This is a genomic window from Blautia sp. KLE_1732_HM_1032 (genome assembly GCF_025147905.1).
GTDB lineage: Bacteria > Bacillota > Clostridia > Lachnospirales > Lachnospiraceae > Blautia_A > Blautia_A fusiformis.
The window spans coordinates 3,520,499-3,535,084 of record NZ_CP102266.1; the positions used below are offsets into that span (position 1 = coordinate 3,520,499).

General features: G+C 45.2%; 13 protein-coding genes. 1 reads left to right on the forward strand and 12 read right to left on the reverse strand.

Annotated elements, in window-relative coordinates; translation table 11 throughout:
* Positions 1-11: 11 nt before the first annotated feature.
* The 11 genes from tuf to NQ489_RS16600 form a co-directional block, all read right to left on the reverse strand.
* The gene (tuf, locus tag NQ489_RS16550) at positions 12-1,205 is read right to left on the reverse strand and encodes an elongation factor Tu (protein WP_015526359.1); all 1,194 of its coding nucleotides are present in this window, start codon (positions 1,203-1,205) and stop codon (positions 12-14) included.
* Positions 1,206-1,331: 126 nt separating this feature from the next.
* A complete protein-coding gene (gene fusA, locus NQ489_RS16555; protein WP_044962444.1) occupies positions 1,332-3,398 on the reverse strand; it encodes an elongation factor G in 2,067 nt (688 codons plus the stop codon).
* Positions 3,399-3,473: 75 nt separating this feature from the next.
* Entirely contained in the window at positions 3,474-3,944 is a 471-nt protein-coding gene (rpsG, locus tag NQ489_RS16560) for a 30S ribosomal protein S7 (RefSeq protein ID WP_059086633.1), read from the reverse strand.
* 229 nt (positions 3,945-4,173) lie between these two features.
* Positions 4,174-4,593: a 30S ribosomal protein S12 gene (rpsL, locus tag NQ489_RS16565; protein WP_015526360.1), complete on the reverse strand. Its 420-nt coding sequence runs from the start codon at positions 4,591-4,593 to the stop codon at positions 4,174-4,176.
* 203 nt (positions 4,594-4,796) lie between these two features.
* A complete protein-coding gene (locus tag NQ489_RS16570; protein WP_021653040.1) occupies positions 4,797-7,319 on the reverse strand; it encodes a YfhO family protein in 2,523 nt (840 codons plus the stop codon).
* Between the two features lie 484 nt (positions 7,320-7,803).
* The gene (locus NQ489_RS16575; protein WP_021653044.1) at positions 7,804-8,208 is read right to left on the reverse strand and encodes an ACT domain protein; all 405 of its coding nucleotides are present in this window, start codon (positions 8,206-8,208) and stop codon (positions 7,804-7,806) included.
* 183 nt (positions 8,209-8,391) lie between these two features.
* Positions 8,392-8,649, reverse strand: a complete 258-nt coding sequence (gene spoIIID / locus NQ489_RS16580) for a sporulation transcriptional regulator SpoIIID (protein ID WP_021653046.1) — start codon at positions 8,647-8,649, stop codon at positions 8,392-8,394.
* Positions 8,650-8,738: 89 nt separating this feature from the next.
* Positions 8,739-9,413 (reverse strand): TMEM165/GDT1 family protein, encoded by a 675-nt coding sequence (locus NQ489_RS16585; RefSeq protein WP_044962442.1) that lies wholly within the window; start codon positions 9,411-9,413, stop codon positions 8,739-8,741.
* A 274-nt stretch (positions 9,414-9,687) separates the two neighbouring features.
* A complete protein-coding gene (locus tag NQ489_RS16590) occupies positions 9,688-10,629 on the reverse strand; it encodes a TPM domain-containing protein (RefSeq protein ID WP_049947034.1) in 942 nt (313 codons plus the stop codon).
* Positions 10,630-10,685: 56 nt separating this feature from the next.
* Entirely contained in the window at positions 10,686-11,252 is a 567-nt protein-coding gene (locus NQ489_RS16595; protein WP_021653050.1) for a LemA family protein, read from the reverse strand.
* Between the two features lie 115 nt (positions 11,253-11,367).
* Positions 11,368-12,312, reverse strand: a complete 945-nt coding sequence (locus NQ489_RS16600; protein ID WP_021653051.1) for a ketopantoate reductase family protein — start codon at positions 12,310-12,312, stop codon at positions 11,368-11,370.
* Positions 12,313-12,606: 294 nt separating this feature from the next.
* Between NQ489_RS16600 and NQ489_RS16605 the strand changes: the two genes are divergently transcribed.
* Complete coding sequence (locus tag NQ489_RS16605; RefSeq protein ID WP_021653053.1) at positions 12,607-13,695, forward strand: pyridoxal phosphate-dependent aminotransferase; 1,089 nt, start codon at positions 12,607-12,609, stop codon at positions 13,693-13,695.
* Between the two features lie 40 nt (positions 13,696-13,735).
* Here the strand turns inward: NQ489_RS16605 and NQ489_RS16610 are convergent, their stop codons facing one another.
* Positions 13,736-14,581: a UDP-galactopyranose mutase gene (locus tag NQ489_RS16610; protein WP_021653054.1), complete on the reverse strand. Its 846-nt coding sequence runs from the start codon at positions 14,579-14,581 to the stop codon at positions 13,736-13,738.
* Between the last annotated feature and the right edge of the window lie 5 nt (positions 14,582-14,586).

The following is a 14,586-nucleotide window of genomic DNA, read 5'->3' on the forward strand; positions in this document are numbered from 1 at the left end:
CTAATTAACGATTACTCGATGATTGTAGCAACACGTCCTGATCCTACAGTACGTCCACCTTCACGGATAGCGAATGTAAGACCCTGGCTCATAGCGATCGGATGAATCAGCTCGATTGTCATCTCGATGTTATCTCCAGGCATGCACATCTCTGTTCCCTCTGGAAGGTTGCAAACACCTGTTACGTCTGTTGTTCTGAAGTAGAACTGCGGACGATAGTTGTTGAAGAATGGTGTATGACGGCCACCCTCGTCTTTAGTCAGAACGTAAACCTGAGCTGTGAATTTTGTATGGCATGTAAGTGTTCCTGGTTTAGCAAGAACCTGTCCACGCTCGATCTCGTTTCTCTGAACACCACGAAGAAGTGCTCCGATGTTATCACCAGCCTGAGCCTCATCAAGAAGTTTACGGAACATCTCGATACCAGTTACAACAACTTTACGAGTCTCCTCTTTGATACCAACGATCTCAACTTCCTCAGATACGTGAAGAACACCAGCCTCAACTCTACCAGTTGCAACTGTACCACGTCCTGTGATGGAGAATACGTCCTCTACAGGCATTACGAACGGTTTATCTGTGTCACGCTGTGGGTCCGGAATGTACTCATCAACAGCATCCATAAGCTCCATGATCTTGTCTCCCCATGGGCCAGCCGGATCCTCAAGAGCTTTAAGAGCAGAACCCTGGATAACCGGAATGTCATCTCCTGGGAAGTCATACTCGGAAAGAAGATCACGGATCTCCATCTCAACGAGCTCAAGAAGCTCCTCATCGTCTACCATATCACATTTGTTCATGAATACAACGATGTAAGGAACACCTACCTGACGGGAAAGAAGGATATGCTCTTTAGTCTGAGCCATAACACCGTCTGTAGCAGCAACAACAAGGATAGCACCATCCATCTGAGCTGCACCTGTGATCATGTTCTTAACGTAGTCAGCATGTCCTGGGCAGTCAACGTGTGCGTAATGTCTACGCTCTGTCTGATACTCAACGTGAGCTGTAGAAATTGTGATACCACGCTCTCTTTCCTCTGGAGCTTTATCGATATCCTCAAAGTTCTCTACTACGTTTCCTGGAACTCTCTCTGCAAGAACTTTAGTGATAGCTGCTGTTAATGTTGTTTTACCATGGTCAACGTGTCCGATGGTACCAATGTTACAATGCGGTTTTGTTCTCTCAAACTTAGCCTTTGCCATTTTAAAATGTCCTCCTTAAAACTTGGCTCTATCAAAATTAGAGCATTTTTTCAGATTTAAACTTGCTAACCTTGATTATATTGCAAACCAAGGTTATTTGCAAGCATTTTATTATTTTATATCAGATCAGTCCTTTTTGGAAAGGATCTTCTCCTGTACAGACTTCGGAACCTGCTCATATTTCTCGAAGAACATAGAGTAGTTACCACGTCCCTGTGTTCTGGAACGAAGGTCTGTAGCATATCCGAACATCTCGGAAAGCGGAACATATCCACGGATCATCTTACCGCCGCCGATATCTTCCATACCCTCGATACGTCCACGACGGGAGTTGATATCACCGATAACGTCACCCATGTAATCCTCTGGTGTAGTAACTTCGACCTTCATGATTGGCTCAAGAAGAACCGGAGCTGCTTTCTGCATAGCATCCTTGAATGCAAGGGAACCTGCAATGTGGAATGCCATCTCAGAAGAATCGACTTCATGGTAAGAACCATCGTATACATTTGCATGTACACCAACTACCGGGAATCCTCCGAGGATACCAGCTTTCATAGCTTCCTCGATACCTTCGCCAACTGCCGGGATGTATTCCTTCGGAATAGCACCACCAACAACTGTGGACTCGAACTTGTACAGCTCTTCTCCGTTGGCATCCATAGGCTCGAATTTAACTTTACAGTGACCATACTGTCCACGACCACCAGACTGTTTAGCATACTTGCTGTCTACATCAACAGGCTTGGTGATTGTCTCTTTGTAAGCAACCTGAGGTGCACCAACGTTAGCCTCAACCTTGAACTCACGAAGAAGACGGTCAACGATGATATCCAGGTGAAGCTCACCCATACCAGCGATAATGGTCTGTCCAGTTTCCTGATCTGTATGAGCACGGAATGTCGGGTCCTCCTCAGCAAGCTTAGCAAGTGCCTCACCAAGTTTACCCTGTCCAGCTTTTGTCTTAGGCTCGATCGCGAGCTCGATAACTGGCTCCGGGAACTCCATAGACTCAAGGATTACCGGATGCTGCTCGTCACAGATTGTATCACCTGTTGTAGTGAATTTGAATCCGATTGCTGCAGCGATATCACCGGAGTAAACCTTGTCCAGCTCCATACGTTTATTAGCGTGCATCTGAAGGATACGTCCTACACGCTCTTTTTTATCTTTTGTGGCATTCAGAACATAAGAACCGGAGTTCATTGTTCCTGAATAAACACGGAAATAAGCAAGTTTTCCTACAAATGGGTCAGTCATGATCTTGAATGCAAGAGCGGAGAACGGCTCATCATCAGATGAATGTCTCTCAACTTCGTTGCCGTCAAGGTCAACACCCTTGATAGCCGGAATATCTGTAGGAGCCGGCATGTACTCAACAATTGCATCCAGAAGCTTCTGAACACCCTTGTTTCTGTAAGCGGAACCGCAGCAAACCGGTACTGCTGTACACTCACATGTAGCTTTTCTGAGGACAGCTTTCAGTCTGTCTACAGAAGGCTCATCTCCCTCAAGATACTCCATCATGAGGTCATCATCCAGCTCGCAGATCTTCTCGATCAGCTCTGTATGATAAAGTTCTGCATCTTCCTGCATATCCTCCGGGATATCAGTAATGGAGATGTCATCACCCTTCTCATCATTGTAGATGTATGCTTTCATCTCGAAAAGATCGATGATTCCTTTGAAGTCATCCTCTTTTCCGATCGGAAGCTGAAGGCAGATAGCGTTTTTACCAAGACGAGTCTTGATCTGCTCTACTGCACCGTAGAAGTTTGCACCAAGGATATCCATCTTGTTGATGAATGCCATACGAGGTACATTGTAGGTATCAGCCTGACGCCATACGTTCTCTGACTGCGGCTCAACACCACCCTTAGCACAGAAAACGCCGACAGCACCATCAAGTACACGAAGGGAACGCTCAACCTCAACAGTGAAGTCTACGTGTCCTGGTGTATCAATGATGTTGATACGATGCTCAAGAGCACCTGGCTTTGGTTTGCAGTTCTCCTCAAGAGTCCAGTGACATGTTGTAGCAGCGGATGTGATTGTGATACCACGCTCCTGCTCCTGCTCCATCCAGTCCATTGTCGCTGTACCTTCATGAGTATCACCGATCTTGTAGTTAACACCTGTGTAATAAAGAATACGCTCTGTAAGAGTTGTTTTACCAGCATCGATATGCGCCATGATACCGATATTTCTGGTTCTCTCTAATGGATATTCTCTTCCTTCTTTTCCAGCCAATGAATTTTCCTCCTCGAATTAGAAGCGATAGTGAGCAAATGCTTTATTTGCCTCAGCCATCTTGTGCATGTCTTCTTTTCTCTTAACGGATGCACCTGTGTTGTTCATTGCGTCCAGAAGCTCATTAGCCAGTCTTTCTTCCATTGTCTTCTCGCCTCTCTTACGTGAGAACATTGTAAGCCAACGAAGAGCAAGTGCCTGACGTCTGTCTGCTCTTACCTCGATCGGAACCTGATAAGTAGCACCACCGATACGTCTTGCTTTTACCTCGAGAACTGGCATGATGTTGTTCATAGCCTCTTCAAATACTTCAATTGCTGGTTTACCAGCTTTTTCCTCTACTCTGGTGAATGCACCGTATACAATTTTCTGAGCAACACCTTTCTTACCGTCTAACATGATGTTATTGATAAGCTTGGTAACCACTTTGTTATTGTACATCGGGTCAGCCAGAACGTCTCTTTTCTGAGTATGTCCTTTACGTGGCACGTTACTTCCCTCCTTAATCATATTGATTATATCATCGGTACTCACGCAGTAAAACTATTGCATGTTCGCACTGGTAAGGTCCTATATTTAACCCGCAACCGACAGGGTATATGGAATACCGTACAAATCCTTATAGTCTTCCGCTGTAATACATTAGATGAATAATATCTTTGTAATCCTCCTGATTATCTGCAATCAGGAAGCGGCGTAGATTTCTGATCTACAAAAATTATTTTTTAACTTTAGGTCTCTTAGCTCCGTATTTGGAACGAGCCTGTTTTCTGTTAGCGACACCTGCGGTATCAAGAGTACCTCTGATGATGTGGTATCTTGTACCAGGTAAGTCCTTAACTCTTCCTCCACGAATAAGAACAACGCTATGCTCCTGAAGGTTGTGACCCTCTCCTGGAATATAACTTGTTACCTCGATACCGTTGGAAAGACGAACTCTGGCGATCTTTCTAAGAGCTGAGTTAGGCTTTTTAGGAGTAGCTGTTTTAACAGCAGTACAAACACCACGTTTCTGTGGAGCAGCCTGATCAACTGCTTTCTTTCTTAAAGAGTTGTATGTTTTCTGCAGAGCCGGTGCTGTAGATTTTTTAACAGCTGTCTGACGGCCCTTTCTTACTAACTGGTTGAATGTTGGCATTCCATTTCACCTCCCGATTTATTTCTCCATGGGCTTTCCCATGGGGCCTTGCGGTTGCTATTTACAAATTACGGCATGCGAAAATATAACGTTTCATTCGCACGCTTGCTCATTATAGACCGTAAATACAGGGCTTGTCAAGGTGTTTTATAAAGAATTTTTGCTGATTTTACAGGGGTTTTACACGGTTTTCTCCATAGATGTCACAACCTGCCGGAAATACCCATTTTTCTTCTACTGATATACCAGAGTATTCCCAGTATTCCTGCTATTAATATAGAAAGAACTGCTCCCGCCTGCAGCCGCGGAGTCCGATATTTCACAGTAACCGTATGTGTCCCGGCCGAAAGCTTTACACCGGTAAGCCCCTGGATGCTTTTCCCATCGACCTTTTTCCCATCTACATAAATCTGCATATCAGGATCATAAAATATGCTGAGAAGGAGCATTTCATCCTTTGCTGCAGCTATGGTACCCTTTCCATTCTTCAGATCCATCTGCCGGGAAGAAAGCATTTCATAGATCTCATCCAGGTCCAATTCCCGGTAAGTTCCCAGAACCGCTTCCTGCATTCCGGTTTCCGCAGTTACATGCACAACCGTATCCGTATCATAAGTGCCAAGATCCAGGAAATTATTATTCCAGTAATCGGATTTCTGCTCCTGGCCGTTGATCGTTACAGTTTCCGGCTCTGTCCCCGGAATATAGAGATACCCATGCTCCCCTTTTTTCAGCGAAATATCAAAATCCACAGTCCCGGCCCATACTGCTTCTGAAGACACCGTCTGCATTTTGTACAGTCTTTTTCCCGCAATACCGCTGAGCAGCCGGTTCTGAACCTCAAGCGGATCTGTTCCTTCCATTGCATAGTCCAGTACGGAATCACTGACCATATATCCGGCTTTCAGTGCTCTCGGATTCTCATAGAGATCAAAGGACTGGCTTTCTCCGATTTTTTTATAAACAGTATGAAGCTTTCTTGTATTCCTACAAAACAGATATCGTATTCCCAGAAGCATATCCGTCACTTCCGTGGATCCCGCATACTGAAAACGATTTTCCAGATTTTCAAAGCCCATGTTTTTTACAAAATCCCACATTTCCTCTGTATTAGTAGAGGAATACATAGATATCCCGTTCAGCTGATACAGCATCTCTTCATTTCTCACAAGAGGATTTACGATGGCGGCACGGTAATCCACCTGATCCACACCGGCAGACTCCAGTAATCCACAAACCTCCTGCTCACTTTCCACATAAATATCACGGTTTGCGGTTCCATTATCTGTAATACTGACGATTCCGTGAATTCCTGTCTCTGCAAGGATCAGCACTGCCAGCACCAGACATCCCAGCTTTCGGATCTCCACACAGCAAAAGGCATGACCGGACAGTTTTCCACAGATACACCGTTCCGTCCACATAACCAGAAAGAATACTGCAAGAACCCCTGCTGTAAGCAGAAGTCCCCAGATATTTCCGCTTTTGATCCCCACAACGATACAGAAGCCCTCTGCAGCGATCAGTCCGGCAAAAATTCTTCCTGTGCTTTCATTTTCCACATTTCCCCATGCATCACAGGACATTTTCAACAGCAGAAATATCAGGATGAACACAAAACGATTGGGGATTCCCACAGGTTTATGCAATCCGTGAAAAAGCAGATTCAGCGCTGTGATATGGATCCCCGCAAAATACAAAACGATCAATATACCTGTTACGATTTTTTCTGCTGTGCGGATTTCTTTATTCAGAAAATAAATTCCGGCCAAAAGCAGCACTGCACAGCCACAGTAAAGGTTCACATCTCCCTGGTCGCCGGATTTTACAAAGGACAGGGAATCCTCGAATAATGCACCCAGCTGTTTCCAGATATCTCCGTACACTCCCGAAAGTCCGGTGCCTGCCTCTTCCGCCGCTGCAGTTCTGGATACCGCAGCAATTCCGGGGATCAGTGTGATTCCTGCAAGTCCGGCTCCGGCAACAGACGCCCCGGCAAATTTCAATAATGAAAAACGGATTTTCTCCGGCCGTCGACCGGATCCTGCCGCAGCCAGCTCTGCCAGATAATAAAAAGCAGCAAATGTGCATAACATAAATCCCATATAATAGCTGGTTAAAATACAGTACCCCAGCACCAGACAATACCCTCGCCATTTTCCGGTATGCACCAGCTGTTCAATAAGATATGCAAGCACCGGAAGAAGCATGATACAGTCCAGCCACATTACATTGCTGTAATAGCCTATAAGAAAATTAGACAGTGCGTACATACAGCCAAGAGAAACTGCCATACTTCCTCTGCCCGGATATTTTTTCCCGGAATACCATGCCATGGATACGCTGCAAAGCCCTGCCTTGATCAGAATCACCGCAGTGACAGCCTCGTTTACATACATGAATTTCATAAACAGCAGTATTAGGAAGCTGAACGGACTGCAGAGATAATAGCAAAACAATCCGTAAAAATTATATCCCATGGCATGTGCGGACCAGGTCCAGCCCGTTCCCTTTCCAAGCTGCTCTGAAAGTTCCCTGTAAAAGGCTGTATACTGATGGACTCCATCTACCACCAGCGCCGAATTCTCTCCAAAAGGATAAACACCCTTCAATGCAAAGCCTAGCGTAAAGATCAGCACCGGAAACAGAAACGCCAGGAGATAGATCCACCCTCTGTTTCCCTGTTTTTTGTTTTTTTCCGCTTTCTGTATTCTTATTGGTCTCATTTCATTTCCTCGTCTGTCTGCAGCAATTCCAGGCCGTTCTGTTCTGGACAGCTGAATTATCTATCGGCTGTTATTTTCTGAAATACTGTTATTTCTTTTCCGTCGTTTTTTCCTACTGTATCATGTTTTTGTGAAATTACTGCGAATTTTTTCAGAGCAAAAGAAAAAAGCTGTCACATCCTTGGAGACACAGAAAACTCCGCCGACGTAACAGCTTCTTTCTGAAGGAATCTGTGTACGCTGATCCACAGATCTCTTCATGGGTGTAATTATTAACTTTATGTGATGAGTTTTTAGTTCCCGGCCTGTATGATACGGATATTCACATATCCTGAGGTGGCTGTTTACAGGTTAAGAACTATTATGGATATATGATAGCATGGCCATATACATTTGTAAAATGGATATTTCGTGTTTATAATATAGAATATTTTAATATTTATCAAACGGATAAAAGCCTCTACCACACGGTAAAATTCTGTTTTTATAAAACGGTATAGCCTCTGGATTTCAGGCAGGCTCTCACTTCCATGATATCCTCGGTGTGAAATACCATGATCGGCTTGCCGGAATCACGGTTAAAGGAGAGGTACAGATAATCCACGCTCACATTACTGTCCTTCAGTGTAAGAAGCAGATCATTCAGATTTCCGGTCTTATCCTCAACCTCCACTCCGATCACCTCGATCACGTGGCAGAGATATCCTGCAGCAATCAGAGCCTCCATTGCCTTATCCGGCTCCGAAACTACCATTCGTACGATTCCGTACTCTGCGCTGTCATTGGTCACAGAGCCCAGAATGTTGATATCCTCGTCCTTCAGGATACCGGTAATGTTCTGCATAACACCCTTTTTATTTTCTGCATAGATGGATAACTGTTTCAGCATGATAAAATCCTCTCTTTCCTATGTGCTTTATTTTGCTGTTCTATCGTATGATAAATCTTCGCACATCTTATCAGGTATGTCAACCAGAGCAAGCCGGATAATAACACAGACATTCATATTTTAGTTTACCCGGCTCCATAAATACTGATATTTTATGATCAACATTTAACCCGGCCCGCCTGTTCACCGCATGTGAGCATGGAGATATTTTTCCCGGGTAGCGATACCTCCCCGGATATGTCGCTCCTGCTTGTTTACATCCAGTACCTTGCGAACTTCTATGGCCAGAGCCGGATTGATCACTTTCAGGCGTTCTACGCAATCCTTATGTACCGTACTCTTACTGATCCCGAATTTCTTAGCTGCCTGCCGCACCGTAGCCTTTGTTTCAACAATATATCCTGCGATCTCAACTGCACGTTCTTCAATATAATCCTTCACTGCCAAGCCCCCGAAGACGCTTTTTTACAGTGTATGCGGAGGCTTTTTCAGGTATGAGCCCTATTCTATGCAAAGCTCCTTATAATAATTTAATTCTTTTTCGCCTGCTTATAAAGCACAAGACAGACGATCACAAACACAACCGTAACCGCTACGGTAAGCGGAAGGATCATAGAAGAGCCCGCCCCAAGCAGAAGGCCAAATCCCTGTCTCAGCGTCAGGATTCCAAAGATGGAAAAAATAACAAATGCAACTGTATTGAGGATTCCCTCCGGTGCCTTGCTTTTCAGAAGATATCCGATCAGAAGTCCGATCACATCCGCTGCAAAAAGTCCCAGTGAACAGGCAAGCCATACCACAACCGCTGAACTCAGTCCCTCATTGGCACCAAATGTAATTGCGGTAAGCTGTGTCTTATCCCCCAGCTCCGCAACAAAAAATGTGCAGAATACAGACAGCGGTGCAAATCTGATCTTACGATCCTTAACATTCTCTTCCTCATCATCGTCACCCTTCAGTGTTGTCACCGCAAAAAACAGGAACGCTGCACCTGCAATCAGACGGATCAGCCAGGTAGGGACCACGGTACTGATAATACCTCCTGCAAGCACTGCCAGTCCGTTGAGCACCAGGACAGCAACACCGGTTCCAAGCAAAATATCCTTCAGCTTGAACCTGGAAGTCATTGCCACCAGCATCAGCTGTGTTTTGTCACCCATTTCCGCAATAAACTGGGTAAAAAGCACTTTCATAAATAACAGCATTTTTCTTCTCCTTTGCATATTCATCCGCTTCGGAGCCATAAAAAAAGACCCACGTATACTCTATCTCTGTAACAGAAATAAAATATACATGAGTCTCATTCTTTAAGATTTGCCAGGTGCATGCACCAGTATGTTGACAAACCACGTCTACACGCGAATTACTCCCTCACGGAATTGATTTTCGTCATTGTAGCAAAGTTGAGAAATTTTGTCAAGAGCATTAGAAAGCTCCGCCTGTGCTGTACAAGAGAACCGGCGATTCATGCCGACACCACTAGAAATCCCTGCCTGCACCGCCACCGCCGAAGCTTCCTCCGTCTCCGGAGCTTCCGCTGTCGTAGCTGTCATAATCATCATCTCTGTCATCGTCATTACCGGAACTTCCGCCGCTGCTTTTTCCCCCTCTTCCCAGGATCCAGCTCAGCGGAAACAGGGAATTAAAGAGCCGGTGCAGTACACTCATACGGCTGAAATTCTTTTTCCAGTAGTCTGCGGTATCCTTTCCCGACAATTTCATTATCAGGCCCTTCAGAACCAGAACCATAGTTACGATAAGAAATACAGGCAGCATCACGCACAGCAGATATGCGCCCACCATGAGCAAAACGATCATCACAAGCCCCAGCGCGATCTCCCAGACAGTTCCCTCATCCTCATCGTCGTCCACATCCTGCTGCACCTTCTCATACCTGGGAGCTGTTATCTTCTCCAGGCCGTATTCCTCACGGATCTCATTTAGCAGTGCATAATAAAGCTCCACGGTACCTTTTTCAAACTGATTGTCTTTATAGGAAGGAACTGCATATTCATCCAGAAGTCGTCCGGTCTTTGAATCAGGCAGCTTTCCCTCAAGACCGTAGCCGACAGATACCCAGACTTTACGGTCCGAAACCGAGAGGACGATCAGGACACCATTATTTTTCTTCTTTGAACCAATTCCCCATTTGCGGCCGGTTTCCACTGCATAATCACTGATGTCTTCCCCATCGGTGGTATCCACGGTAAGGACAACCAGCTGCGCTGTGGTATCCTCATACAGCTGCTCACCAGCCTTGCAAAGCTCTTCCTTCCAGGTATCGCTGAAAACCCCTGCATAATCATTAACATAAAATTCTTTTGTGGCAGACGGGATCTTCCCGAAAGCTGCCAGCGTACTTCCGGACAGCGTCAATACAAAAGCCAGCAGCACAGCCATCCGTCCGATCCATTTTTTCATAGGATATTCTCCCTCTATCCATTCTTTCATTTCATCAGAACAATAGTCTGATCTTATCACTCTGCCAGCATATCCCCTACATCCGGCGTATCTGCTGCTGAATCATCAGCCTCAAAATATGACGCCTTCTCAAAGCCAAGCATGGAACCAAATACATTCCCTGGGAATTTCACAAGCCTTGTGTTATAAGCTTTCACAGCCTCATTATAATCTTTTCTCGCTACAGAAATCCGGTTTTCGCTTCCGGACAGTTCATCCATCAGGCCCACATAAGTAGTATTGCTTTTCAGTTCCGGATAATTTTCCACCACAACCTTCAGACCGGAAAGTGCACTGTCCATCTGCTGATCTGCCTCAGATTTCTCTTCCACGGTATCTGCATTCATCAGCTGGTCCCGCGCCTCCAGAACCCTGTCAACAACCCCCGTCTCATGCTTCGTGTAACTTTTTACCGTGCTGACAAGATTCGGGATCAGATCTGCACGTCTCTGCAGCATGGTATCCACATCAGCCTCTGCAGTTTCCACAGCTTCTTTACTTCCAGCAAGCCCGTTGTAACTGAGCATAAGTCCTCCGGCAAGGACCACGATCACTGCAATAACAGCAAAAAATACTTTCTTCATCTCTTTTCCTCCCTTCCGATATCACAGATAACCTTTCAGCCTGCAATACAGGATTTTTTATATTCCCATTGTACCAGAGCATACAGGATTCCACCAGAAAAACTCACCTTTTCGGTCAGAATTTTTCTGCCATTTCCATAAGTCCCTGATATATTTTTTCGGAAAGCGGAATGGAAACACCAAGTCTCTTCGCTTCTTTCACAATATAGCCGCTGAAGGTTTCCAGCTCCGTCTGTTTTCTCCGGATGCGAAAATCTCTCTGCAGGGAGCTGGTTGCATTATCTGCATGTACATAACGGAATTTATGGATTACCTCATTGATGTGCTCATCCGTCAACGCAACCCCCTTGGCCTGACCTACACTGGCAGCTTCCCATACAAGCTTCTCATACTGCTGCGCTTTCACCGGATCTCTACGGAGCTCCCCGATGGTATTATCATAAAAAGCAGTCATCACATTAAAGGCACAGTTGAGGATATACTTTCTCCAGATTTCCACCTCGATATCCCCCTGATCCTTATAGTCAATATCCGCACCTTTCAGGATCCCTGCCACTTCTGCAACTTTCTTCTGCTGCCGTTCATCCGCATCTTTTATTCCAATACAAAGCCACGTAAACGTATCCTGCTGGGAAATGGAAAAATCCTCATTGGCAAAAGCCACCGTATAGATCAGCGAATCCACAACCGTTCCCTTACCAACCAGACGGCGGATGTTTTCTCCCGGGTCCACACCATTCATCACCGGAATGATCACTGTATCATCCGTGACCATGTCCCGGATACTTTCGCACACCTCCGCCAGTGAATAATTTTTTACACAGATAAAAATATAATCCTGCTGTCCCATATCCTGAATTGGAACTACCCGCTCTGGCTTTGCCACGATCTCACCCTTATAATCACTGTGAAGCACCAGGCCTTTTTTCCGGATGCTCTCTGCCCTGGCGCCACGTGCAACCATCGTCACATGAGGATACGCCTTCGCCAGCAGCCCGGCTATGTAACCACCAACACCACCAATTCCGATCACTGCGATCTTTTTCTCTTCTGTATTCATATTTTCTGTTTCCTTTCCTGCTGTTTCTCCCTGAAAACTTACCCGCCCCGGAAAAAATGTGGATATTCGCGGTCCGCATTAACAAACAGCATGGATATTCACAATCTACATTCGCTACCTGCTCATTGTATCAAATATTCCCATACATTTCCAGAAAGCAATTTTCAGTAATATCCTGTTCAAAAAATATAGAAAAATACAGAAACTTTTTATCCCGTCTTTTTTTGTCCCGGATTCTGGTGTATACTGGATATAAATTTTTTACGAAAAAAATAAAAATGTGAGGTGACAAAAATGGATACCAAACCCGTTTTTCACGGAAGTGATATAGAAAAGATCTGCAGCTACTACAATCTGAAAAAAGAAAACATCGTCAAATTCGGTGCAAATGTCAATCCTCTGGGACTTTCCCCAAAAGCCGGCAGAGCCATTGCAGAACACGTGGATATCCTTTCCTCCTACCCGGACAGAGAATACACATCCCTTCGGAATACGATTTCCAGCTACTGCAATATTCCCGCTGATTTCATCCTTCCGGGAAACGGCTCCAGCGAATTGATCTCCCTTCTGATCCAGGAGCGTGCCCCGAAGCATACTCTGATCCTTGGACCTACCTATTCTGAATACTCCAGAGAGCTCTCTTTCTCCGGAAGTACCCAGGAATACTACCACCTTCAGGAAAGCAATGATTTCGAGCCGGACATTCCGGATCTCTGCCGAAAGCTGGAGCAGGGCTATGATTTTCTCATCCTCTGCAATCCCAACAATCCGACCTCCTCTGCCATCACCCAGGAAGAGCTTCGCAGACTTATCGGTTTCTGTGCAGAAAAAAATATCTTCGTGATGATCGACGAAACCTATGTGGAATTTGCCCCGGATATCAACGCCATCACCGCAGTTCCGCTGACACGGGAATTCACCAATCTCATGGTACTCCGCGGCGTATCCAAATTCTTCGCTGCTCCCGGAATGCGCCTGGGCTACGGCATCACCGGAAATAGGGACTTTCTTGCAAAAATGCGCGAAAAACAGACACCCTGGTCACTTAACAGCCTTGGTGCCTTTGCAGGAGAGATCATGCTGCAGGATGAAGATTATATTAAAGAAACCAGAAATCTGATCCTTTCCGAACGCGACCGGATGATCCGGGAGCTGAAGGATACAGACACCTACAAAATCTATCCCGCCTATGCAAACTTTATCCTGCTCCGGATTCTGAAAAACGGACTGACCTCCTATGACGTATTTGAAGCCTGTATCAGACAAGGCATGATGATCCGTGACTGTTCTTCCTTCCAGTGCCTGGACGGGGAATTTGTACGATTCTGTATTATGATGCCGGAGGATAATTCACGGCTTGTTAAAGTGCTGAAGTCACTGTAAAAACAATACCATATGATCCTGGATTTCAGGATCCTCTGTTTTATACCTCCGGTGCCTGACAGACATTTCTGTCAGGCATTTTTTTACCTGCATATTTTTCTGCAAGGATCATAGCATCCCTTACTGCTTCGTCGATCCCGTAGCTTCCCTCATGAAACATTCTTCCACCAAAGATAGCCTTTTTTTCTTTTTCCGCAAGCATCCGGTATTTTCGAAAAAGCATCCGATTCTTTTCCGTGCCTTCCAGCATGCCAGGAATCCCATCCTTCAGATTTTTTCCCCAGGACTCTTTTGTGATCACAGTAAAAGGCATATCTTTCTTATCATAAATATCTGTCAGATATTTATGCTCTATGATCTGAGCATTTTTTCCCCGGACTTTCTCCAGCATGCGCTTCTGGTAATGCTTCTGAAACCTCAATTCTGTTTCATAACTGCGAAGCTCATAGACAAGTCTGCCGTACTCTTCCCCGAAATATTCATCCAGCCTGCCTGTATAAAATACCTTGTCTGCGATATCCGGTTTCTCTTTCCGAAACCTGTTATAATCTGTATTGAGATATACATCACAATCCTTCAGAAGCTTTCGGATGATCTGTGTATATCCTTTTTCCGGAACTCCTTCATACTGTTTTTCTGAAACTCTTTCCCTGCACGGAACAAATTTTCCGAAACTGTTCAGAAATTCCCATACCCTGCGATCATCCGTCTGCAAAATATGCAATCCGTAACAATGCACCGGTATTCCTCTCATATTTTCACAGTAAAGGCTTCCTCCGATCATACCACGGGAATCAATGACCAGACATTTTTTTCCCGCTTTATGGACCTCATGGGCAAAAACAGCTCCGGAGATACCTGCTCCTACAATCAGAAAATCATACATTTCCA